Source organism: Enterococcus sp. DIV0183 (assembly GCF_050541505.1).
In the GTDB taxonomy this organism is placed as follows: domain Bacteria; phylum Bacillota; class Bacilli; order Lactobacillales; family Enterococcaceae; genus Enterococcus; species Enterococcus faecalis.
Map to the genome: position 1 here is coordinate 118,839 of NZ_CP172932.1, position 23,479 is coordinate 142,317.

The 23,479-nt window shown below is 39.2% G+C and carries 21 protein-coding genes and 1 pseudogene; 15 read left to right on the forward strand and 7 right to left on the reverse strand.

Going from position 1 to position 23,479, the window contains the following annotated elements; genetic code table 11:
- Window positions 1-37: 37 nt before the first annotated feature.
- Complete coding sequence (locus IGK72_RS00520; RefSeq protein WP_002383467.1) at window positions 38-658, reverse strand: helix-turn-helix transcriptional regulator; 621 nt, start codon at window positions 656-658, stop codon at window positions 38-40.
- 316 nt (window positions 659-974) lie between these two features.
- Here IGK72_RS00520 and IGK72_RS00525 point away from each other — a divergent pair, with 316 nt between their 5' ends.
- The 4 genes from IGK72_RS00525 to serS are packed head-to-tail and all read left to right on the forward strand — an operon-like array spanning window position 975 to window position 4,969.
- Window positions 975-2,081, forward strand: coding sequence for a PTS sugar transporter subunit IIC (locus IGK72_RS00525; protein ID WP_002383466.1), 1,107 nt, complete (start codon window positions 975-977; stop codon window positions 2,079-2,081).
- Window positions 2,068-2,763, forward strand: coding sequence for an L-serine ammonia-lyase, iron-sulfur-dependent subunit beta (gene sdaAB, locus IGK72_RS00530; RefSeq protein WP_002387470.1), 696 nt, complete (start codon window positions 2,068-2,070; stop codon window positions 2,761-2,763). Before IGK72_RS00525 ends, sdaAB begins: the two co-directional genes overlap by 14 nt.
- Window positions 2,764-2,777: 14 nt before the next feature.
- A complete protein-coding gene (gene sdaAA / locus IGK72_RS00535) occupies window positions 2,778-3,671 on the forward strand; it encodes an L-serine ammonia-lyase, iron-sulfur-dependent, subunit alpha (RefSeq protein ID WP_002356122.1) in 894 nt (297 codons plus the stop codon).
- Window positions 3,672-3,697: 26 nt separating this feature from the next.
- Entirely contained in the window at window positions 3,698-4,969 is a 1,272-nt protein-coding gene (gene serS / locus IGK72_RS00540; RefSeq protein WP_002356123.1) for a serine--tRNA ligase, read from the forward strand.
- Window positions 4,970-5,005: 36 nt separating this feature from the next.
- Here serS and IGK72_RS00545 read toward each other — a convergent pair whose 3' ends face one another.
- Both IGK72_RS00545 and IGK72_RS00550 read right to left on the reverse strand, forming a co-directional pair.
- The gene (locus IGK72_RS00545; RefSeq protein ID WP_002394609.1) at window positions 5,006-5,956 is read right to left on the reverse strand and encodes an alpha/beta hydrolase; all 951 of its coding nucleotides are present in this window, start codon (window positions 5,954-5,956) and stop codon (window positions 5,006-5,008) included.
- Between the two features lie 130 nt (window positions 5,957-6,086).
- On the reverse strand, window positions 6,087-6,566 hold the full coding sequence (locus IGK72_RS00550; RefSeq protein WP_002356125.1) for an arginine repressor: 480 nt from the start codon (window positions 6,564-6,566) through the stop codon (window positions 6,087-6,089).
- A 218-nt stretch (window positions 6,567-6,784) separates the two neighbouring features.
- Between IGK72_RS00550 and IGK72_RS00555 the strand changes: the two genes are divergently transcribed.
- The 6 genes from IGK72_RS00555 (at window position 6,785) to IGK72_RS00580 (ending at window position 13,122) form a co-directional block, all read left to right on the forward strand.
- The gene (locus tag IGK72_RS00555) at window positions 6,785-7,297 is read left to right on the forward strand and encodes an arginine repressor (RefSeq protein ID WP_002387472.1); all 513 of its coding nucleotides are present in this window, start codon (window positions 6,785-6,787) and stop codon (window positions 7,295-7,297) included.
- A 296-nt stretch (window positions 7,298-7,593) separates the two neighbouring features.
- The gene (gene arcA, locus IGK72_RS00560; RefSeq protein WP_002356129.1) at window positions 7,594-8,820 is read left to right on the forward strand and encodes an arginine deiminase; all 1,227 of its coding nucleotides are present in this window, start codon (window positions 7,594-7,596) and stop codon (window positions 8,818-8,820) included.
- A 25-nt stretch (window positions 8,821-8,845) separates the two neighbouring features.
- Window positions 8,846-9,868 carry an ornithine carbamoyltransferase gene (gene argF / locus IGK72_RS00565; RefSeq protein ID WP_161299076.1) on the forward strand — a complete coding sequence of 341 codons (1,023 nt, stop codon included), beginning with the start codon at window positions 8,846-8,848 and terminating at the stop codon, window positions 9,866-9,868.
- Between the two features lie 105 nt (window positions 9,869-9,973).
- The gene (gene arcC, locus IGK72_RS00570; protein ID WP_002356132.1) at window positions 9,974-10,906 is read left to right on the forward strand and encodes a carbamate kinase; all 933 of its coding nucleotides are present in this window, start codon (window positions 9,974-9,976) and stop codon (window positions 10,904-10,906) included.
- Between the two features lie 24 nt (window positions 10,907-10,930).
- Window positions 10,931-11,623, forward strand: coding sequence for a Crp/Fnr family transcriptional regulator (locus IGK72_RS00575; protein WP_002356133.1), 693 nt, complete (start codon window positions 10,931-10,933; stop codon window positions 11,621-11,623).
- A 47-nt stretch (window positions 11,624-11,670) separates the two neighbouring features.
- Entirely contained in the window at window positions 11,671-13,122 is a 1,452-nt protein-coding gene (locus IGK72_RS00580) for a YfcC family protein (RefSeq protein ID WP_002356134.1), read from the forward strand.
- A 90-nt stretch (window positions 13,123-13,212) separates the two neighbouring features.
- On the opposite strand, the gene IGK72_RS00585 is transcribed toward IGK72_RS00580, so the two are convergent.
- Both IGK72_RS00585 and IGK72_RS00590 read right to left on the reverse strand, forming a co-directional pair.
- Window positions 13,213-13,893, reverse strand: a complete 681-nt coding sequence (locus tag IGK72_RS00585) for a type 1 glutamine amidotransferase domain-containing protein (RefSeq protein WP_002359260.1) — start codon at window positions 13,891-13,893, stop codon at window positions 13,213-13,215.
- A complete protein-coding gene (locus IGK72_RS00590) occupies window positions 13,890-14,225 on the reverse strand; it encodes an ArsR/SmtB family transcription factor (RefSeq protein WP_002356136.1) in 336 nt (111 codons plus the stop codon). The genes IGK72_RS00585 and IGK72_RS00590 overlap by 4 nt, the downstream gene beginning before the upstream one ends.
- 179 nt (window positions 14,226-14,404) lie before the next feature.
- On the opposite strand from IGK72_RS00590, the pseudogene IGK72_RS00595 reads away from it, so the two are divergent.
- The 3 genes and pseudogenes from IGK72_RS00595 to IGK72_RS00605 all read left to right on the forward strand — a co-directional run bounded on the left by IGK72_RS00595 (window position 14,405) and on the right by IGK72_RS00605 (window position 19,691).
- Window positions 14,405-15,420, forward strand: a pseudogene (locus IGK72_RS00595) (NADP-dependent oxidoreductase).
- Between the two features lie 210 nt (window positions 15,421-15,630).
- Window positions 15,631-18,138, forward strand: coding sequence for an EndoS/ChiA family endoglycosidase (locus tag IGK72_RS00600; protein ID WP_010710971.1), 2,508 nt, complete (start codon window positions 15,631-15,633; stop codon window positions 18,136-18,138).
- 284 nt (window positions 18,139-18,422) lie between these two features.
- Window positions 18,423-19,691, forward strand: a complete 1,269-nt coding sequence (locus tag IGK72_RS00605; RefSeq protein ID WP_070416003.1) for a RidA family protein — start codon at window positions 18,423-18,425, stop codon at window positions 19,689-19,691.
- Between the two features lie 49 nt (window positions 19,692-19,740).
- Here IGK72_RS00605 and IGK72_RS00610 read toward each other — a convergent pair whose 3' ends face one another.
- Window positions 19,741-20,184: a MepB family protein gene (locus IGK72_RS00610; RefSeq protein ID WP_002379245.1), complete on the reverse strand. Its 444-nt coding sequence runs from the start codon at window positions 20,182-20,184 to the stop codon at window positions 19,741-19,743.
- Window positions 20,181-21,593 (reverse strand): PLP-dependent aminotransferase family protein, encoded by a 1,413-nt coding sequence (locus tag IGK72_RS00615; RefSeq protein ID WP_002370633.1) that lies wholly within the window; start codon window positions 21,591-21,593, stop codon window positions 20,181-20,183. Before IGK72_RS00615 ends, IGK72_RS00610 begins: the two co-directional genes overlap by 4 nt.
- 97 nt (window positions 21,594-21,690) lie before the next feature.
- Between IGK72_RS00615 and IGK72_RS00620 the strand changes: the two genes are divergently transcribed.
- Window positions 21,691-22,656, forward strand: coding sequence for an ornithine cyclodeaminase family protein (locus IGK72_RS00620; RefSeq protein WP_430608869.1), 966 nt, complete (start codon window positions 21,691-21,693; stop codon window positions 22,654-22,656).
- Between the two features lies 1 nt (window position 22,657).
- Complete coding sequence (locus tag IGK72_RS00625) at window positions 22,658-23,446, forward strand: PhzF family phenazine biosynthesis protein (protein ID WP_002389645.1); 789 nt, start codon at window positions 22,658-22,660, stop codon at window positions 23,444-23,446.
- The last annotated feature ends 33 nt before the right edge of the window (window positions 23,447-23,479 follow it).

Sequence of the window (23,479 nt, forward strand, 5' to 3'; positions counted from 1 at the left end):
GCCACCAACGCTAGTTAGCGTTGGTGGCTTTGATGTTTTAAGCTTCTTCTTTTTTATGATTGCGGATATGTAAATAGATGGTATTTTTTGAAATACCTAATCGATCGGCAATCTTTATGACAGAATCTTTGAGATTAAAAATTCCTTGATCATATAAACGAATAACAATTTCTTTATTTTGATTCAAATGTGATACATTTGGATCGCTTTCTACTGCTTGTTTTACTTTTGTCAGTGAAGTAGTGATTAATTCGTCAATATTGTCAGAAAAATGTTCAGAATTTTTAAGCTCTTGGGACATATCATTTTGTTGTCCTGAAGGTAATAAGTCTTGCAAGTAATCAATTAATGGCATTTCTAAATGCATATTGATACAGATCAATCCAATAATACGATCATTTTCACCGATAACTGGAATGGTGGAAGATTTTAAAATAACCCCTTTTTGATTTTTATTGTAGTAGGGTTTCACAGCGTAATCATGTTCCGACTCTACTTGACTTAACATTTTTAACGCCATATCAGTAATGGGGGCACCTTCCTTGCGGTTACTGAAATGGCCATTGATGACTTTGATAGCTGAACTTTCCAAATTTTCTAAACTATGAAGAATGACTTCATGGGTACTACCAAAGAAGTTCCCTAATCCATCAAGCATTAAGGCATGTGAATGTAAGATTTGTTTATCTACTTCACTTAAACGTAAATATGACTCCAAGTGATATCCTCCCCTACACTGAAATTAATTTTAGTGTAATACTTTTTTAATGGAAAAGCAATAAGATTCTTTATGTTAAAAAAATACATTGACTAAACTTTTGTTTAGTCGTATACTCTGAATGTGGAATGAAATTTTTGTTACTCATTGTACTTTAGTTCATCGGAATGCTCGCTCATTCTTTCACTTGTTGAGCAATAAAAATTTTATTCAGGAGTACCATCCGTTATAAAAAAATATAGTTGGAGGCAAAGAAATGAAAACGTTATCAGGAATCTTGATGTTAGTCTTAGTTTTATGTGGCATGTCCCTATTCTCTTTTAAAGCACCGCGAGGGAAAAAATCTTTAAGTGCTTTGTCTGGTGCAGCTTGTGCCACCTTTCTACCAGAGGCGTTTTTGCGGTATGCAGTAGGCGGCGTTTTTCATTTAGATTATGTGTCGCAAATTGGTGAAACTATGGGTAGTCTAGGTGGTTTAGCAGCTGGAGCTCTTGTGCCGCTTGCTTTCGGGATTAGTCCAGTTTTTTCAATTATTTTAGGTCTGTCATTGATTAAAGTCAGCTTGTTACCAGCCTTTATTACCGCATATCTTTTATCTTTTGTTGTTGAGCAGATGCAAAAACGTATTCCAGAAGGGATTGACTTATTAGTCGTTATTTTAGTCATTCCAGTCGCTGCTTCGTTAGTTGCTGGTTTTATTCAACCCGTTGTATTAGGTGTCCTAGAAGTTATTGGGGGCACGATTTTAAGTGCAGTAGACGGCAATCCATATGTGATGGGCGCAATTTTAGGTGCTATTATCCCGATTGTTGGTATGACACCGTTAAGTTCAATGGTTTTAACTGCCTTGATTGGTTTGACTGGTGTACCAATGGCTGTCGGTGCGTTGACTTGTTACGGCAGTTCCATTGTCAATGCGGCGCTATTTAAAAAGTTAAAACTAGGCACAGCTTCAACCCCGTTAGCTGTGGCAATTGAGCCATTAACACAAGTCGATATCATCAGCTCCAATCCAATACCTATTTACGCAACGAATTTATTTTCAGGAATGGTTAGTGGTATTGTAGTGACTTTCTTTGGCTTAAAAGTACCTGTGACAGGAATGGCAACGCCGTGGGCTGGTTTACTTGTGACATTAGGTAACAATGCCATTCAAACGACTTTACTAGCAGTAGCGATTATCACAGTGGTCAGTCTGATGTTTGGATTTTTAGGTGCGCTGGTCTTTAAACGTTACAGAATTGAAGCGGTGGATAATACACCAGAATTTGAAGGAACGACGGAAGTAACCAGTGAAAAAGAAAAAGAAGCAGTAAAAACCAAAGGAGGAGTTACGTATGAACACAGCTATGGCCATCAATAAACCTAAAAAAGTGAACAAAGTAATGAACTACAAAAGTTGTTTTGACATTATTGGTCCTATTATGATTGGTCCTTCTAGTTCGCATACAGCTGGGGCCTTAGCAATTGGCTTAGCGGCAAGAAAGTTATTCGGCGGAACACCAGAAAAAATTGTGATTAAATACTATGAATCTTTTGCAGACACGCATAAAGGACATGGGACTGATTTTGCAATTATTGGCGGAATTCTTGGACTAGCAGCAGATGATGCCAACGTAACACAATCCATTGAACTTGCGGAAGAACAAGGAATTGAGATTCAATTTTTAGAAATGAGTGAAGAAAGTCCAGTGAAGCATGCTAATACAGCATGTGTGACACTCAGTGATGCAACGCACGAAATTCATTTAACAGGAATTTCTGTAGGTGGCGGCACTATCGAGGTGAAATACATTGAATTAGACGGTTTCAATGTCCAACTACATGGTCCTTTACCTATTTTGTTAGTCATTAATCAAGAAGAGCAGGCGATGCAAGCTTTTAAAGATACGTTACAAAAAAATAATATTCAAGTGAATGCGGTGTCTCGTTATGTGGAAGGGAATCAAATTTTATTCATCTTTGACTTAGATTCGGCACCAATTTCCTCGGTGAAAGAACAACTGTTTTCACTAGATGACACATCGAAAATAATCTTATTATGATAGGAGTTTGACATATGTACCTTTCGATTGAAGAATTTATCGATAAAGCTGAAAAAACAGGAAAAAAAATCTCTGATTTGATGATTGAGCAAGAAATGGAGCGTAGCCAAAAAAGCTATGAAGAAATTTGGACACAGATGGGTCAAAATTTGGATGTCATGGATGCTGCTGTCAAACGCTCGCAAGAAGGAGCAGGCGTTTTTTCTCCTACTGGGTTAACGGGCGGTGATGCGGCTCGTTTAAAAAAATACCGCGCAGCTGGCAAAACGTTATCAGGTGATTTAATGATGTCTGCAGTTCAAGCCGCACTAGGTACGAATGAAGTCAATGCAGCAATGGGCGTTGTTTGCGCAACGCCAACCGCTGGTGCAAGTGGCACCTTACCAGGGGTTTTAACAGCGATTAAAAATACCTTGAATTTAACGCGTGATCAACAAATTCGTTTCTTGTTTACCAGTTCTTTATTTGGAATGGTCACAGCCAACAATGCGATGATTGCTGGTGCTGTTGGTGGATGTCAAGCCGAAGTAGGCAGTGCTTCAGCGATGGCCGCCGCTGCAGCTGTTGAAGCGGCTGGCGGAACACCACGCCAATCTTCTGAAGCTTTTGCTATGGCTTTAGGGAATTTATTAGGTTTAGTTTGTGACCCAGTGGCTGGGTTAGTCGAAATTCCTTGTGTCAAACGAAATACAGTAGGTGCAGGCAATGCGTTAATCGCTGCAGATATGGCTTTAGCTGGAATTGTAAATAAAATACCAGCAGATGAAGTGGTGGAAGCCATGAATAAAGTCGGCCGTCAATTACCACGAGAATTGAGAGAAACGGGTTTAGGTGGCTTAGCTGGCACAGCGACTGGCCAACGAATGAAGAATGAAATTTTTGAAAAAGTAAAATTCACCATTGTTTAAAATTTAATCATGAAGAGGTAAATAAGATGCTGGATATGAAAAAAATTCGCCAAAATGTAGAAGTGGTACAGAAAAAGTTAAAAACACGTGGTGTGGACGAGGAAGTTTTATTACGCTTTTTGGCTTTAGATGAAGAACGGAGAGCGTTACTTGTTAAAGTTGAAGAACTGAAAAAACACCGTAATCAGGTATCAGGAGAAATTGCACAATTAAAGCGTGCACAAAAAGATGCTTCACAACAGTTGCTAAATATGCAAGAAGTTAGCGAGCAAATTAAAGTTTTAGACCAAGAAGTTGTTCATTTGCAAGAACAATGCACAGCAATTGCAGAACGTCTGCCTAACTTACCTCATGAGAGCGTGCCTGTTGGCGCAGACGAAGCCGCCAACGTAGAAGTTCGGCGGTGGAGTACGCCGAAAACTTTTTCATTTGAACCAAAACCACATTGGGAAATCGGTGAAGCCTTAGGAATTTTAGATTTTGAAAGAGGCGCGAAAGTATCTGGTAGCCGTTTTCTTTATTACAAAGGCTTAGGGGCTCGTTTAGAACGAGCGGTCTATAATTTTATGTTAGATCAACATGTTAATGAACATGGTTATACCGAGGTGATTCCTCCTTATTTGGTCAATAGCAAAGCAATGTTTGGCACCGGTCAGTTTCCTAAGTTCAAAGAAGATGTCTTCCAAGTTGCAGAAAGTGATTTGACGCTGATCCCCACAGCGGAAGTCCCATTAACTAACTACTATAATAATGAAATTTTAGATGCGCAAGAGTTACCGATTTATTTTACTGCTTTAAGTCCTTCTTTTCGCTCGGAAGCGGGTAGCGCAGGCCGTGATACCCGAGGATTAATTCGTTTACACCAGTTCCATAAAGTAGAAATGGTTAAATTTAGTGATGCAGAACACTCTTATGAAGAATTAGAAAAAATGACCAACAATGCTGGAGACATTTTAGAAAAATTGGGTCTCCCTTATCGAGTGATTACTCTTTCGACAGGTGATATGGGCTTCTCGGCAGCGAAAACCTATGATTTAGAAGTTTGGATTCCGGCACAGAAAACGTATCGAGAAATTAGTTCTTGTTCAAACTGTGAAGACTTCCAAGCACGTCGGGCGTTGATTCGTTATCGTGATAAAACGGGTCATGTTCAATATGCCCATACTCTTAATGGGTCAGGACTTGCTGTTGGTCGAACAGTGGCTGCCATTTTGGAAAATTATCAAAATGAAGATGGCACCGTAACGATTCCAGAAGTTCTACGTCCTTATATGGGCGGTTTAACGAAAATAGATTAAAAAAGAAGGTTGATGTTATGACATCAACCTTCTTTTTTAATTCGTTAAATCCGTTAACCAATGCCCAATTTCTTGAAAAACTGTTGCTTTTTCCGTTTCTAATAAAATTTCATGACGCAATGTGGGAAATAGTCGTAACGTCACGTGCTGAAAACCAGCATGCTTTAATTGCTTTTGAATTTTCGCTGGCCCCTTGCTGAAATCACCAACTGGGTCTTCAGCGCCACTAATGATTAAAATAGGCAATTCTTTTGGGATCGCTTGGTACCAATTCCTTTGATTGGCTCGTTTAACAAGCGAAAAAAGGGTAGCAAAACCATTATTGGTAAATACGAAGCCCATTAATGGGTCATTTTCATAGTCAGCGACATTGGCTTGATTTTTAGAAAGCCAATTAAAGGAACTTGCTTCAGGAAATTTTTTACTAAAAGAACCAAATGCCAGCTTATCAATGAACGGAGCTGGTTTTTTCGGCTGTTTCTCGGCCATTTTTTTAATAAAAGGCAATGCTGCGGTTAAAGGTAACGGACTTGTTCCAGTGCCCATGAAAATGACTCCTTGCACAGTCACAGGATAGTCTTGCAGATAGTTGCGCAAGGCGAAAGACCCCATGCTGTGACCCATCATAAAATAGGGCAATTGTGGATAGCGATTCACAGCCCATTGTTTCACTTGATGAATATCTGTAACGACATTTTCAGGCCCTTGTTCTCCAAAAAAACCATAGATTGGTGCGCTTGGTTGTACAGATTCGCCATGACCTAGATGATCATGACCAATTACGGCAAACCCTAATTGATTTAAAAAACGAGCAAATTCATCATAACGTTGGATATGCTCTGCCATGCCGTGAATCAATTGAACTACGGCTTTGGGTGAAGGACAGGGCCAATGACGTACATTGAGCTGAGTTTGTTGATCGTTTGAAGTGAGTATGAATTGTTCAGTCATAAGAAACCCTTTCTTTGCTTTTTGATTATTATACAAAAAAAAGACGGTGTTCAAAAGAAAAACTCATGAGAAAACGCCTCAGCTTTCACTGAGACGCCTTTTTTTATTTATCTTTAATAAAAATAGCAATGATGTCAAAAAATAGTCGATTTTACTAAGTGATGAATTATGGGTGGTACAAATACTGCTGGAAATAGTTGTTAACTTCAAGGGCATCTTCTTTATTTTTTGAAAGAATTAAGATGGTATCATCCCCAGCGATGCAGCCCAAGATATGAGGGTTGTGGATACGTATGCGATCAATTAAAACCCCAATGGCTTGCCCGTTGCCAGGTAAGACGGTTAAAAGATTTGTGAACTCTATTTGTGTTAAAGAAACACCAGTTTCAATAATAATGTCAACAAGACGTTCTTCATCTGTTTTATATTTTGGACGAAGGGCAGAATTATTCAAGATACGATAATAGGCTTCTCCTTGACCATTGTCTACTTTGTTTAAATTCAGCTCACGAATGTCACGAGAAATAGTTGCTTGCGTGGTGTGAATATTTTCTTTTTCCAATAATGCTAGTAATTCACTTTGTGTATGGATTTCATTTTCTGTGACCAATCGCTTAATCATCGTTTGGCGTTTTAATCGGTTCATTACTTTCCTCCAGTTCAGTTAATCATGCAAAAAAACATCATTGCTGTTATTTAAAACGGTGCCAGTAATTCCCTAAAATCACTGTACAACGTTTTACTAAATTGTGCAAGTCTCACTTTTTTAAATGCGAAATATCCGACAAAATCAATGAGAATCTTTTGGCTAAACGACCCTTTTTCTATTCTAATTAGAGAGATTCTGCTAGTATTGCTTTGTAAATGTCTGGAGGAAGGGTGTTATTTGTGAATAAGCAAACACGCCAAAGTTTGATTAAAGAAATCATTCAAACAACCGTAATTCATAGTCAAAATGAGTTGTTAAGAGAATTAAAAAAGCGCGAGATAAATGTCGCACAAGCAACGATTTCACGGGATTTATGGGAATTAAAAGTCGTCAAAGCATTAGATGAGTCTGGCGAGATGCGGTTAACGATTTTTGAACAATTCACTTCTTTAGAAGAACGAAAAAAAGAACAGTTGATACAAGCAATTCGTGAGGTAGTGACCAAAGTTGAACGTGTCGCCTTTTTACTAGTGGTTCATACATTACCAGACAACGCAACATTGTTTTCAGCTGTACTTGATGAAGTGTCTTTGTGTGAAAAGAAATGTTCTGTCGCTGGCTTCGACACTGTTATTATTGTTTCATCATCCGAAGAAAAAGCACAAGAACTAGAGCAGTATTTTCAACAATTTATTCAGCCAACACCTTTGTCAAAAAGTAACGCATAAAAGGAAGTGAGCCAGAAGTCAAAACGACTTCTGGCTCACTTCCTTTTACCTCTATAAGATTATAACTTTATGAAGTGTGTGGAGAAATAATTTTTTTTGAATAAATGCATTTTTTTTTATTTAATTATGCATTATTTTTTTAGAATATCTATGAAAGCGCATTCTTTTAGGCTAGAAATATGCATAAGAAAGAATACCGTTGTATATTTGGTATTTTGTTTGGCAAATGGCTCACGTCCTAGGTTAATCAGGTCTGTTATTCTGTGTTTGTAATTAAGTTGAGGAGGTTATTTCACATGAGTCATCCAATTAATGTATTTTCTGAAATCGGGAAATTGAAAACAGTGATGTTACATCGTCCAGGTAAGGAACTAGAAAATTTAATGCCAGATTATCTGGAGAGATTGTTGTTTGATGATATTCCGTTTTTAGAAAAAGCACAAGCAGAACATGATGCATTTGCAGAGTTGTTACGATCAAAAGATATCGAAGTGGTCTATTTAGAGGACTTAGCTGCTGAAGCGTTGATTAATGAAGAGGTCCGCCGACAATTTATTGACCAATTCTTAGAAGAAGCCAATATTCGCAGTGAATCAGCAAAAGAAAAAGTTAGAGAGTTAATGTTAGAAATTGACGACAACGAAGAACTGATTCAAAAAGCGATTGCTGGTATTCAAAAACAAGAATTACCTAAATATGAGCAAGAATTTTTAACAGATATGGTTGAAGCGGATTATCCATTCATTATTGATCCAATGCCTAACTTATACTTCACGCGTGATAACTTTGCGACAATGGGGCACGGGATTTCTTTAAATCATATGTATTCAGTAACTCGACAACGGGAAACCATTTTTGGGCAATACATTTTTGATTATCATCCTCGTTTTGCTGGAAAAGAGGTTCCTAGAGTCTATGATCGTTCAGAATCAACCAGAATTGAAGGTGGCGATGAATTAATTCTTTCAAAAGAAGTAGTGGCCATTGGGATTTCTCAAAGAACGGATGCCGCGTCAATTGAAAAAATTGCGAGAAATATTTTTGAACAAAAATTAGGATTCAAAAATATCTTGGCTTTTGATATCGGTGAACATCGTAAATTCATGCATTTAGATACCGTTTTTACCATGATTGACTATGATAAATTTACAATTCATCCAGAAATCGAAGGCGGCTTGGTTGTTTACTCGATCACGGAAAAAGCAGATGGAGACATCCAAATTACAAAAGAAAAAGATACATTAGATAACATTTTATGCAAATACTTGCATTTAGACAATGTTCAATTAATTCGTTGCGGCGCTGGAAATTTAACAGCAGCAGCCCGTGAACAATGGAACGACGGTTCAAATACATTAGCAATTGCCCCTGGGGAAGTTGTTGTTTACGATCGGAATACGATTACGAATAAAGCGCTAGAAGAAGCAGGCGTGAAATTGAATTACATTCCAGGAAGTGAACTAGTACGTGGCCGTGGTGGCCCTCGTTGTATGAGTATGCCACTTTACCGTGAAGATCTTTAAAAAACACCCAAAAATAGGAGGAATCATCATGAATTCAGTATTTCAAGGACGTAGTTTATTAGCAGAAAAAGATTTTTCAAGAGCAGAATTAGAGTATTTGGTAGACTTCAGTATTCACTTAAAAGAATTGAAGAAAAAAGGGATTCCACATCACTATTTAGAAGGAAAAAATATCGCTCTTTTATTTGAAAAAACTTCGACACGGACACGCTCTGCGTTTACGACAGCAGCGATTGATTTAGGGGCACATCCTGAGTATTTAGGCGCCAACGATATTCAATTAGGTAAAAAAGAATCTGTTGAAGATACAGCGATTGTTTTAGGTAGTATGTTTGACGGGATTGAGTTCCGTGGGTTTAGTCAAGAAGTAGTGGAAGATTTAGCGAAATATTCTGGTGTTCCTGTTTGGAATGGTTTAACGGATCAATGGCATCCAACACAAATGATTGCGGACTTTATGACAGTGAAAGAAAACTTTGGTCGTTTAGAAGGAATCACTTTAGTATATGTCGGCGATGGCCGTAACAACATGGCAAACAGCTTGTTAGTGACAGGTGCTATTTTAGGCGTAAATGTTCGCATTTGTGCACCAAAAGAATTGTTCCCTTCTGATGAAGTCGTTAATTATGCAAAAGAATTTGCGAAAGAATCTGGTGCAGAATTAATGATTACAGACGACGTTGCTAAAGGTGTTAAAGGAGCCAACGTGTTATATACAGACGTTTGGGTGTCCATGGGTGAAGAAGATAAATTTGAAGAACGTGTCAATCTGTTGAAACCTTATCAAATTAATATGGCTATGTTAGAAAAAACCGAAAACATGGATGGCGATTTAATCGTATTACACTGTTTGCCAGCCTTTCATGATACGAAAACACAATACGGAGAAATGGTTGCTGAAAAATTCGGCATTACTGAAATGGAAATCACGGATGAAGTCTTCCGTAGTAAATATGGTCGTCAATTTGAAGAAGCAGAAAACAGAATGCATTCTATTAAAGCAATCATGGCAGCTACTTTAGGCAACTTATTCATTCCTCGTGTGTAGGAAGCAACTGAAAAAACATTGAAAAAAGAATAGTTGTTTCGCCCTTTAAGAGTTTCTTTTGAAGGGCGGCCTATTCTTTATTATGATAGGAAAGAAGGATTTGTAATGGGGAAAAAAATGGTCGTTGCACTAGGCGGAAATGCCATCCTTTCAAATGATGCTAGCGCACACGCACAACAGCAAGCATTAGTTCAAACATCTGCCTATTTAGTTCATTTAATTAAACAAGGGCATCGGTTGATTGTTTCACATGGCAATGGTCCACAAGTTGGTAATCTATTATTGCAACAACAAGCAGCTGATTCTGAAAAAAATCCAGCAATGCCTCTAGATACGTGTGTTGCTATGACACAAGGAAGTATCGGCTACTGGTTGTCCAATGCGCTTAATCAAGAATTAAACAAAGCAGGAATCAAGAAACAAGTGGCTACTGTTTTAACACAGGTGGTCGTAGATCCAGCAGATGAGGCATTCAAAAATCCAACAAAACCGATCGGTCCATTTTTAACAGAAGCTGAAGCCAAAGAAGCAATGCAAGCAGGTGCTATTTTTAAAGAAGATGCAGGACGTGGCTGGCGCAAAGTCGTTCCAAGTCCTAAGCCAATTGACATCCACGAGGCTGAGACTATTAATACCTTAATAAAAAATGATATAATTACCATTTCATGTGGTGGTGGTGGCATCCCTGTCGTAGGACAAGAATTAAAAGGTGTCGAAGCAGTAATCGATAAAGATTTTGCTTCTGAAAAACTAGCAGAATTAGTAGATGCGGATGCACTAGTTATTTTAACTGGCGTGGATTATGTGTGCATTAATTATGGCAAACCAGATGAAAAACAATTAACCAATGTCACTGTAGCAGAGTTGGAAGAATACAAACAAGCGGGTCATTTTGCACCAGGTAGTATGTTACCGAAAATTGAAGCCGCCATTCAGTTTGTAGAAAGCCAACCCAATAAACAAGCAATTATCACTTCTTTGGAAAACTTAGGAAGTATGAGCGGCGATGAAATCGTAGGAACGGTTGTGACAAAATAAAGTATAGTATTTAGGAGAATTAAGATGATGATAGAGAAAATAATCACTAAAAATAATCAAGATTTTCAATACTTTTCTGAATCAGAACTAACAGAATTGCGCAACGAGAGTTTCGTTCGCTCCTATAAAAAAGGCCAAGTCCTTTTTTATCCAGGTGATCCGAGAAATCATTTGATTTTACTGGTTTCAGGTGTCATTAAAATTGAAAAAAATGATCGCAGTGGTAATTTTTCCTATCTGCATTTTATGAAAAAGCAGGCTCTTTTTCCGAGAATCGGACTGTTTCAAGATGAGGTTCATTACGACTCCGCGATTGCCTATACGGATATTGAGGTTGTGTTTGTGCCAGTTAAACTGTTTGAGCGTTTTCTCCAAAATAATCCCCAGCAATTGATTCATTGGATTCAAGAACAATCGGTCCTTTTAAAAGAAAGCATGATCAAAATCCAAAAAGGAACAACCAATGATGCATGTGAACGGATTGTGACATCACTGGCGATGTTATTAAATGATTTAGGAGAACGAATTGACAACAGAGAACGCGTTGCAATTACTTGTCCAATTACCATTAATGACATTGCACGAATGAGTGGAACTACGCGGGAAACAGCAAGCAGTGTTATGAAAAAATTAGTCCAAATGAACCGTATTAGCTACAGTCATAAATTCTTAACTTTTCTAGATACACCATTCTTTATTGATCGATTGAGTAATTAATCATAGAGAAGGGAGATACAGGAAAGTAGGTTCCTGTATAAAAGGATATGGCAGAAAAAAAGAAGAAAAACAAAAAACAGCTTTCGTCTTTTAGTATTTTATTTATTATTTTAATTGTTTTAGGTATCGTAACGGTCTTGCTAAATGGCCAGCCATTTACCCCAAGAGAAATTGATGGCAAAATGGTTGACCACGTGGTAGGGGCCAAATTATCGGATATTATCATGGCTCCATTCAATGGGTTTAAAGATGCCATTGAAATTAATATTTTTATTTTAGTACTCGGTGGCTTTTTAAATATTGTGACGCAAACTGGGGCTCTTGAAGCAGGGATTCAATCAGTCGTTAAAAAGTTAAAAGGGAACGAATTGAAAATCATTCCGATTTTAATGATTTTATTTTCTATTGGTGGTTCGACTTATGGAATGGCAGAAGAAACAATTCCTTTTTATGGTTTATTGAGTGCCACCATGGTCGCCGCTGGTTTTGATACGTTTGTCGCAGTGGGTACTGTGCTATTGGGTGCAGGATCAGGTGTTATCGGTTCAACGGTTAACCCTTTCTCCACAGGGGTAGCGATGGATGCGTTGCGAGGTATTGGCATTCAGCCGAATACAGGAATTATTTTAATTGTCGGTGCTATTTTGTGGGCGGCCTCTACTAGCTATTCTATTTTCATTGTGATGCGTTATGCGAAAAAAGTGAAGGCTGACAAAGGTTCAACAATTTTATCTTTACAAGAACAAGAGGATATGGAAAAAACGTATGGACAAGCAGCGTCGAAAGAAATGCCATTTACGAATCGTCATAAAAAAATCTTAATGGTATTCGCTTTCTGTTTTGTCATTATGATTGTTTCCTTAATTCCATGGAACGACTTTGGAGTGACGATTTTCAAAGGCTGGACGTCTGTTTTAACAGGCAACAGTTTCGGTGACTGGTACTTTGGCGACTTAGCGATGTGGTTCTTCCTTTTAGGGATCATTGCTGCCTTGATTGGTCGCTTTACTGAAAAAGAAACCATTGAAGCATTTATCGACGGTGCCAAAGATATGTTATCCGTTGTTTTAATTATCGTAGTTGCTCGCGGGGCATCTGTTTTGATGTCTAAAACGTATTTAGATTCATTTATCCTTGATAAAGCGGCAGGCTTATTACAAGGACTCTCCCCAGTCTTATTTGTCATCGGTGCCTTTGTTTTATACTTAGGTTTATCTTTCCTAATTCCTTCAACTTCTGGTTTAGCGTACGTTTCTATTCCTGTAATGGGTGCGTTAGCTAAAAACATTGGTTTAAGTCCAGAAGTGATGGTTATGATTTTTGCTTCAGGTTGTGGCTTGATTAATTTGATCACGCCAACATCTGGTGTCGTAATGGGTGGTTTGGAAATTTCCAAAGTTCAATATGCCACTTGGACAAAATTCATGGCCAAACCAATGATTGTCTTAGGCTTAATTAACCTAATTATCTTAATTGGCGCGATGTTACTCTTTAGCTAATCAAAAATTTTTTATGTTAGGGCTTCGGCTTTCGGAAAAAAGAAGAAGCAATGAAACAACAGCGACTACCTAAAAGTAGTCGCTGTTGTTTCATTTTGATAGTTGTTGAATTAACAATCTTGCGACAGCGCGGACAGAAAAAGGATTTTGCCCAGTGATTATACGGCCATCTTGATACGCAAATTCTTTATAGGGACGCTTTTTCGCAAAAGTAGCACCATGTTCTTTGGCAATTGTTTCGTTTAAGAAAGGAACAACTGCTTTTTTCATGGCTAAAATTTCTTCTGCAGTAGTGAAGCCAGTAATGGTTTTATCTGCAATCAAATAATTTCCTGACGCATCTTTGACATTTAAAAGACCAGCAATTCCGTGACAAACAGAAGTTAGGTATTTGCCCTGTTCGTAAAGGCTACGAGTGATTGCTTGCAACTGAGGATTATCAGGAAAGTCCCACATAACGCCATGGCCTCCTGTAAAGTAAATTGCTGCGTATTCATCTGGCTCAATTTCTTCAAGAGAGAGGGAATGCGCTAGCGCTCGTTCTTGAAAATCAGCACTTTCATAAACTGCCATAATGGATGAATCTACATATTTCATACTCCGGGGATCCAAAGGGACATAGCCTCCTTGGGGACTAACATAGTCAACTGAAAATCCTGCTTTGGTTACTTCTTCCACGAACTCCGTGGCTTCACCTAGCCAGAGGCCCGTTGGTTCTTCGGTGCCGTGATAACGGGAAACGTTTGTGAGGACCACGAGAATTTTTTTCATGCTTGCTTCCTCCCTGGCATAATCGACGTAATGTGGGTCAATAGTTGTTGGAGTTGCTCAATTTTGGTGGTATCGTGAGAAAGTGAGTAATAATTTTTAGTTCCTTCACTGCGACAATCAATTAATTTGGCTTGTTTCAAAATTTTTAAGTGGTGAGAAACAGCGGGACGTGAGAGTTGTGTCGCCTCTGTTAACTCAGTGACACGACGGCCAACACAGGCCTGGTCTTCTAACAGTGCAATAATAATTGCTTGGCGTTTTTCATCACCCAATGCGATTAAAAAATCACTAAGCGCAGTAAATTCTGTTTGAATTTCTTCTAATTCTTTCATATTCTTTCGCCTCTTTGGTTCGTATTTTTAAACGATTAAACCATTTTTCGTGTTTTTTGTCAATAAAATACGCTGAGGGCTGAAACTTGACGTGGATTCCATTTTTCGTTAAGATACTAATTGATTAAAGGTTTAAACTTTTAAACCAATAAAAGGGATAGAAAGAGAGGAAAGATTCAATGATGAAAGCCGCTTTAATTCATAAATACGGACAAAAAGAATTAGCAATCGAGGAGGTGCCCTTACCCACCATTCATGACAATGATGTTTTGGTCAAAATTATCGCTGCCAGTATCAACCCGATTGATTTAAAAACAAAAGATGGCAAAGTAAAGATGCTTTTAAATTATCAAATGCCACTGATTTTAGGCAGTGATTTTGCTGGGATTGTTGTCTCTGTTGGAAAAAAAGTTCAAAATTTTAGGCTGGGCGATGCAGTTTACGGGCGAGTACCCAAAAATCGCGTGGGAACTTTTGCTGAATATATTGCAGTGGATCAAGCGGCTGTAGCTATGAAGCCGAAAAATTTAACGTTTGAAGAAGCTGCGGCCATTCCGTTAGTCGGTTTGACAAGTTATCAAGCGCTACATGATATTATGAATGTACAGCCAGGCCAGAAAGTCCTGATTCAAGCAGGTTCAGGAGGGATTGGAACCATTGCGATTCAATTAGCAAAACTAGCGGGCGCTTACGTTGCCACCACAACGAGTAGTAAAAATAAAGAATGGGTTCAAGCGTTGGGAGCAGATGAAGTGATTGACTATCGGACACAAAATTTTGAAGAAGTTTTATCCGACTACGATTATGTGTTTGATACAATGGGGGGACAATCTTAGAAAAAGCTTTCTCAGTGGTTAAACCTCAGGGAAAAGTCGTTACATTGTCAGGCATTCCCAACGAACGTTTTGCTAAAGAGTATGGCTTGCCGCTTTGGAAACAATGGGCCTTTAAAATAGCTACTCGCAAGATTCATCGATTGGAGCAAGCCACAGATGTTAGTTATCATTTTTTGTTTATGCGTCCAGATGGCGAGCAATTAGCTTTACTCACTGAGCTCATTGAACAGGGAAAATTACAGCCGATAATTGACCGAGTCGTACCTTTTAGCCAAATTCAAGAAGCAGTGGACTATTCACTGACAGGGCGAGCACAAGGGAAAATTGTTGTGAAAATCGCCGATGTTGATCACGACTAAGTAAAGGAGACTTGCAAGAAAAATAGGCCTGTTTTTCTTGCAAGTCTCAAAGTTTACCATTTAAACGCCGTCTAACAAAAGTGATTTTAGGCGGGAAAAGATTTTTATAGAAAATCCTCATTTTTCCAGTTTCTATTTTGCAAATTCGTTATTTTTTGTTATTCTATTGATGGTTGTGTATGCGCTTTCTTTTTAGGTGGATACACAAAAATGAACGGAGTGCAGAAAGGAATGGTGTTCAAAGTGGGGAACAATTTATCGACAAGAAAAGGAGAAAACAGAGAAACAATTGTCAGTTGGCTGGGTCTTTCGTTATTGGTTGGCTTGGCGTTTATCTTATTTAGTCTGTTTCATCAACCAATGATCAGCCAAGCCAATGAGCCGACCCAAGAGAAACATTTTATGGTTTATTATCGGGCCTGGCGTGACAAAACGATGCAAGGGGTTAATACAACATTGCCAGATGAAAATTGGCTAACAATGCACGATATTCCTTATGGTATTGACATTGTGAATGTCTTTAGTTATGTGCCAAAAGGACAAGAAGCACTTGCACAGCCATTTTATGATACGTTAAAAAATGAGTATGCGCCAGCACTGCATGCACGAGGTGTTCGTTTAGTTCGTGGGATTGATTACAGCGAGCTATTAAAAGTTCCTTATGCAGGAACAACGCCTACAGAAGCAGAATTTGATGCTTATGCGAAAGAGTTGTTAACCAAATTTGTCGATGATTTAGGAATTGATGGGTTAGATATTGACATGGAAACTCGTCCAAGTGAAAAAGATATTGTTCTATCTAATGGGGTCATTCGTGCATTATCAAAATACATTGGACCGAAGTCGGGAACGGATCGTCCATTTTTGTATGATACCAATGCAGAATATTTACCACCTTTACAAGATGTCAGTGACTGTTTCGATTTTCTCGCGTATCAACAGTATGGCAGCGATGACCAACGCACGCAACGAGCATTAAATAATTTAAGTCCGGTTCTCAATGGGGAACGATTTGTTCCAGGATTAACTTTCCCAGAAGAGCAAGATCGCAACCGCTGGTATGACACAAAAGAGCCGTATATGGAAAGTAACATGTATAAAGTAGCTCGTTATTCTTATGAAAATAATTTAGGGGGCATGTTCCTCTATGCCTTAGATCGCGATGGTCGCACCTATAATGAAGACGATTTAAATCAGATAAAACCTTCTAATTTGCTTTGGACAAAAACGGCCATTGCAGAGAGTAAAGGCGTTTCACTTGCAGAGATGAAAGCGGCTGCGCAACACTATTTAAAACGAATTAGCTACGCCAACACAGACCTTGAAGCACAAAATAAAGCCGCAGAAGCAGTGACACAAGCAACAACGCTTTATGATGTGAATAAAGCTATTTTAGGTGGCGATTATGGCCAAGGGATTTCAAACATCTATGATGCTGAATTAGAAAAAGGCCTGTTAGCCATTGACTTAACCACTTTATATCGTGCGTTGGATCAAGCAGTTACAGCCATTGAAAAGGCAGAAAGCTATACACCAGAAACGATTCAAGCACTACAAACAACAAAAGAGACAGTCGCAACAGAACTTGCGGGAAAAACGTATACATCCGCGCAAGTGACTACTTGGCAAACGGAGGTCCAAACAGCTTTGGATAATTTAAAAGAGAAACAAACACAACCTTTAAAAAGTGTCTTTTCCATTGATGCGGGAAGAAAATATTTTTCCGTGGAACAACTGGAAGAATTAGTGGCCAAAGCCAGTCAAAATGGGTACACAGATGTCCAATTAATTTTAGGAAATGATGGCTTACGGTTTATCTTGGATGATATGTCGGTCAATGTGAATGGTAAAAAATACAACCACAACCGGGTTTCAAAAGCAATCCAACGAGGCAACAACGCGTATTACAATGACCCTAATGGCAACGCGTTAACACAAAAAGAAATGGATCGGTTGTTGGCTTTTGCGAAAGCGCGCAACATCAACATCATTCCCGTGATTAACAGTCCAGGACATATGGATGCCTTGTTAGTGGCCATGGAAAAACTAGCGATTAAAAATCCCGCTTTTGATGGCTCAAAACGAACAGTAGATTTAGGGAACCAAAAGGCAGTGAATTTCACAAAGGCGATTATCAGTAAGTACGTGGCTTATTTTTCCACGCATAGTGAAATTTTCAATTTTGGCGGCGATGAGTATGCAAATGATGTCGACACGGGCGGTTGGGCGAAACTGCAATCTTCTGGGCGCTACAAGGATTTTGTCGCTTATGCGAATGATTTAGCTAAAATAATTAAAGATGCGGGCATGCAGCCAATGAGCTTCAATGATGGCATTTATTACAACAGCGACGATTCTTTCGGTACATTTGACCCAGAGATTATTATTTCTTATTGGACAGCCGGTTGGAGTGGGTATGACGTAGCCAAACCTGAGTACTTTGTTCAAAAAGGACACAAAATTTTTAATACCAATGATGCGTGGTATTGGGTAGCTGGCAATGTTGATTCTGGCATTTATCAATATGATGATGCTTTAGCAAATATGTCGAAAAAAGCATTTACAGATGTGCCAGCAGGTAGCCCAAATCTTACAATTATTGGAAGTATTCAATGTGTTTGGTATGATGACCCTCGTCGTGACTATGATTTTGAACGAATTTATACGCTAATGGATACGTTCTCGGAAAATTATCGTGAGTATATGGTGGTTAAATAAAACTAGTTAAAGCTAACGAGTTATCTATAAAGACTGGCACGAATCAAGCTTGATTCGTGCCAATCTTCTTTAACGGAAGAAGATTTGTTTGAGGGCCAACAATCAATTTAGGAATGCCTTATTGAAATGTTCCTGTTCTTATTGTAGACTGAAAGAAGTGGTGGTGGAAAGCTATCACCATTAATAGAAAAGCAGGAAAATAAAAAGGATCTTGTTGGAAGTTTAATGCTTGTAAATGTAAGCGGAATCATTTTTGTTGGAATGCTAAAAAAGGGAGTAGAGTTATGAGTAATGAAAATATCGTCTTAGCAAGAAATACAGAGCGTGCACCAAAGCATCCTCTCGCAGCCCAAACAGTCGCATTTTCCCACTATAATCATTTGTCGGCACAGTTACCTATTGAGCCAACCTCTGGACAATTGGTAGAAGGTGGCATTCGGGCCCAAGCGACACAATGTTTGAAAAATATCCAAGCGGTTGTTGAAAGTATCAACCATGTGATGAGTGACATTGTCAGAATGACCATTTTTGTCAAAGATATGCGGGATGCTGCCGCAGTTGAGGAGGTCTATGCGGCCTTTTTTACCCATTATTATCCAGCTAAAACAGTGGTCGCCGTCGCAGATTTGCCGTTAGGCGCTTCTGTTCAAATGGAGGCACTTGTTTCAAATGGGGAAGGAACTATCCCTAATGCACCTCAAGCTGGGGATTTAATTAAATTAACAAATCAGACTGTTCAGGCACCAATTGATGCTCTAGCCAGTCAAACGGTCGCGTTTTCTCACTATAACAATCTGTCTGCACAATTGCCTATAGATCCTCAAACGGGCAGAGTTGTGGCTGGCTGTGTTAAAACGCAAACAAAACAATGTTTGAAAAACATAAAAGCCATTTTAACCAGTATTGATGTGCCTTTTGATGATATTGTGAAGGTCAATATTTATTTAAAAGATTTATCTAAGCTAGAAGCTGTCAATCAAGTATATGCCGCTTTTTTCCCAGATTCAGGAATTGCGCGTACGGTCAATTACATGCCAGCACGAACAGTGATTGCTGTTGCTGATTTACCAATGGGGGCGGCGGTGCAAGTAGAAGCGGTGGTTTCTCATGGGGATGGTACGCCACCACAAGCGATTGAAGATCGACATGGATTAATTATTGAAGCAAATAATACAGATCACGCACCGAAGTGTCCATTTTCGACACAAACTGTTGCTTTTTCTCATTACAACCATCTATCAGCTCAGCTACCATTGGCCCCTAAAACAAATGCGTTAGTCGCTGGCGGAATCAAGGAACAAACGACGCAATGTTTAGAAAACATCAAAGCGATTATTGAAAGTGTGGATCACAGCTTAGCTGATCTGGTGAAAGTGAATATTTTTGTGAAAGAGATTGAAGAGCTGGCGGTAGTAGATGACGTCTACCAAACGTACTTCCCTGAAGGCACGCCTGCCAGAAGAGTGATTGGTGTGACGGATTTACCAAAAGGTGCCCAGATTCAAATCGAAGCGATTGCTGGGAACGCAGAAGGTACGCCACCAATTGGCTAAACAGTAAAATAAACAAACGTCAGCTGGCTTCTGAAGCCAGCTGACGTTTTTAGTATTTAGATAAATCAGTAAAGTAAGTTAGTTGCCATTTTTGTGTTTTTTTGGCGGTTTGATTAAGGTTTTGGCACCAAGAAGGATAAAAACGGGCCGCCATTTTGCCTTTTTGTTGATGCGTTTTGAGAATTTTTTGTTGGATTAAACATTCTTTTGGCAGAAGAAAGAGACCTTGCTTTTCTTGATCAGCAATGACAATTGCTAACATTTCAGGGGCTTCCGTTGCATCAAAGGCTTCGTTCTGATTTTGTTGATTTTTTTCCCAGAAGGCTACAAAATAGCCTTCTTTTTTCGGCGTTTTTTTGGCTAAGCGACTGCGGATAAGTTGTTGCGATTCATTAACTTGGCATAAAAAGCCTTCATATTCGGCATTTTGTTTTTCTTCGGAAAGCAGGGTAATCGTGCCCACTGCTTTTTCAAGTATTGGCAATGAATTCATAGGGAATGTCCTTTCTTTTCGTTTAATGTCGGTAAGAGTTCTTGGATAATGGTTAATCCTTTCGCCAATACCTCAAGCTGATTGGAGGCCAAGGAAATTCGTAAAAAAGCATCTGGCTGATTTTGCACAGTAAAGCGGCTCGAGTGAAAAAGACGTACCCCATTTTGGAGAAATTCTTGTTCAATTTGCGGCGCCGTTTTTTCGGTAGAAAGGGGAATAGTTCGGTAGTACGGCAAGGGATTGCTAGGTCTAGCTAACCCAAAAATGGTATCAAATAAGTCATTGGCTTGTTTTGTTAAAGCCAATTTTTCTATCACTAATTCTTTTGCAACTGGTGAGCGTAAGACTTGGGTGACAATTTCAGCATCAAAGCCAGAAGTTTTAACGTTAATGTTAAAAATCGCACGCTCTATTTCTTGGCGAAGAAGCGGAGGGAAAACAAGGTACGCAATGCGTAAGCCTGTACAGACAAATTTTGTCATCCCCGCTAAGTAAATCGTTTGTTGAGGTAAGAGTTCTTGAAACGTTGGTAAAACTGCTTGCTGTGCATAAGTTGTTAAAAAAGAATGAATGTCATCTTCAATTACCCATAAGTGTTCTTGCTGAATGATTTCAGCTAAAGTCATTCGGCGGGCGCTAGACATTTGGAAACCAATCGGGTTATTACATGCGGGCATTAAGAAAATACCGTGTATTTTTTTCTTTTTGCATTCTTGCAGTAAATGCTCTGGGTCCATCCCCTCGGAATCATAGCCAATCGGGACGATTTCTAAATGATAAAGCTGGGCGAGTTCAATAAAATTTGAATACGTGTATCGATCTACGGCAATCCGCTGACCTGGAGAAAAAGCGGCGGCTAACGTCACGGCCAGTCCATTCTGGACACCAGATACAATGGCAACTTCTTCGGCATTGGTCCGAACGCCTTGTGTCTGAAGCCATTCGGCAGCGGTTGCTCGTTGAAAGTGCGTACCTAAAGGATCGCGATAATTTAGCAAACTGTTAAGGGCCGCATTTTTACTAACGGATTCAATAAAAGGTAAAATCCGCTGATTACACATATCAAAGGAACTAACCAGCCCTAAATCAATTAGATGGTCCGCTACTTGGTTGGTAGAGATTGTAATTGAGTGAAACGCGTTGGGAGAAACGAAAGTGCCGCTACCGATGTTGGTATAAAGTAAGCCCTTTTCCATAGCGTGTTTATAGGCTTGACCAATCGTCGTGAAATTCAGATCCAAGTAATCAGCTAATTCTCTTTGCGAAGGCAATTTCACATTTTTTTGAAGTGCACCAGATAAGATATCCGCTTCTAATTGTTGAACCAATGATTGGTAATAAGGTCTTGTTAAACGTTCTTTAACAGGGCGCCATGACAACACATAGTTCTCATAGGAATTAATCGGCATGAGGGGAACTTCCTTTCTATAAAATTGTATTCCATACAATTATAGCATTGAGTGTATTGTTTGTCTGGTTTATGATAGCGCAAAGGGAGGAATTCAGATGGACATTATTTCTTATGAGAGGGTTATTCAACAATTGTCGCTTTCCGAAGCAATTCAAGTGATGAAACGTTGCTTTGCAGAGTTGCAAAAAGGAAAAATTTCGCAAAGTGAGCGCCATGTAGAGGTTTTACCAGATGGGGAAAATCAGAATCTTTTTGCATTAATGCCTGCTTACTTAGGAAAAAATCGCTTTTTTGGGGCAAAAATCATTACAGCTTTTCCAGAAAATCCACAAAAAAATTTGGCCTCACATCTTGGTCAAATTTTATTGTTTGATAGTTCTACTGGAAGACCAGTTGCGATGATGGATGCCAATGCGATTACGTGGCTTCGCACAGCAGCTGTTTCTGCTTTGGCAACCGATTATTTAGCAGCTCCAAAGGCAAAAAGTATCGCTTTGATTGGTGCGGGTCAACAAGCTTCGTCTCATCTCGCAGCGCTACAAAGCGTTCGGGCGATTGAAAAGGTTTTTATATATGACCGCACAGCAGAACGCGCACGAAAATTAATCGCTAAGCAACAGCACAATTACCCCGAATGTACCTTTATTGGTTGTTCTTCTGTCCAAGAAGCCGTCCAGGAAGCGGAAATTATCTGTACACTAACTTCCAGTCAGGACGCATTTTTAGAAGAAAAAGACGTTTTGCCGAATGCCCATATCAATGCAATTGGTACATTCACGCCGACTTCCAGAGAATTAACAAGCGACCTTGCTAAAAACAGTCAAGTGTTTGTAGATGAGTACGCGGCTGCATTAAAAGAAAGCGGGGATCTTTTAATTCCGATTTCAGAAGGTGCCTTTTCAGCTGAAAAAATTGTAGGTTCTCTCGGCGAATTAGTCACTGGCAAAGTTAAACTAAAGGCGGAGCAGAAAGACCGCACGATTTTTGATGCGGTTGGCTTAGCAGTTGAGGATTTGTGTTGCGCGGAATACATTTATCAAAAAATACAAGGAGAGAAATAAAATGAGTTACCCCTATTATATTGTCGATGCTTTTGCGGAGGAAGTTTTTAAAGGCAATCCCGCCGCTGTTTATGTTTTGGAAAAGTGGTTGCCAGAAGCGGTGATGCAAAACATTGCGATTGAAAATAATTTGTCAGAGACTGCTTTTACGGTCAAGGAGGGACAAAGTTACGCCCTGCGCTGGTTTACGCCGGAACGAGAAATCGATCTCTGCGGGCATGCTACATTAGCGACGGCTTTTGTGTTATTTAACTATTATTCCGTTGCGGAAGAAACGCTTCATTTTACTAGTCAAAGTGGACCGCTCGCAGTGACCAAAAAAGAGGAATACTATTATCTAGATTTTCCTTATATCCTACCGGAAAGGATTCCAATTTTGCCAGAGTATGAAGCCGCTTTAGGCACGAAAATTTATGAAGCTTATTTGGGTCGCGATTTATTTTTTGTCTTAAAAGACGAAGAGACAGTGGCAAAAATCACACCAGATTTTTCTGCATTAAAAGCATTGGATTTAGGAGTAGGAGTCATTGTAACGGCATCAGGAGACTCGGTGGATTTTGTTTCACGAACTTTTTTCCCGAAACTAAGAATTAACGAAGATCCAGTTTGTGGTTCTGCGCACGCCAATTTAATTCCTTATTGGGGAAAACGGCTCAATCAAACGACCCTTTCGGCCTATCAAGTGTCCCCAAGAGGCGGCTTTTTAACTTGTGAAGTGAAAGAAGATCGAGTCATTATTGGTGGTACTGCTAAACTATTTGCAAAAGGGGAAGCGTACTTGCCTGTATAAAAGTACACCGACCGCTAGCAATTCATCGTTAGC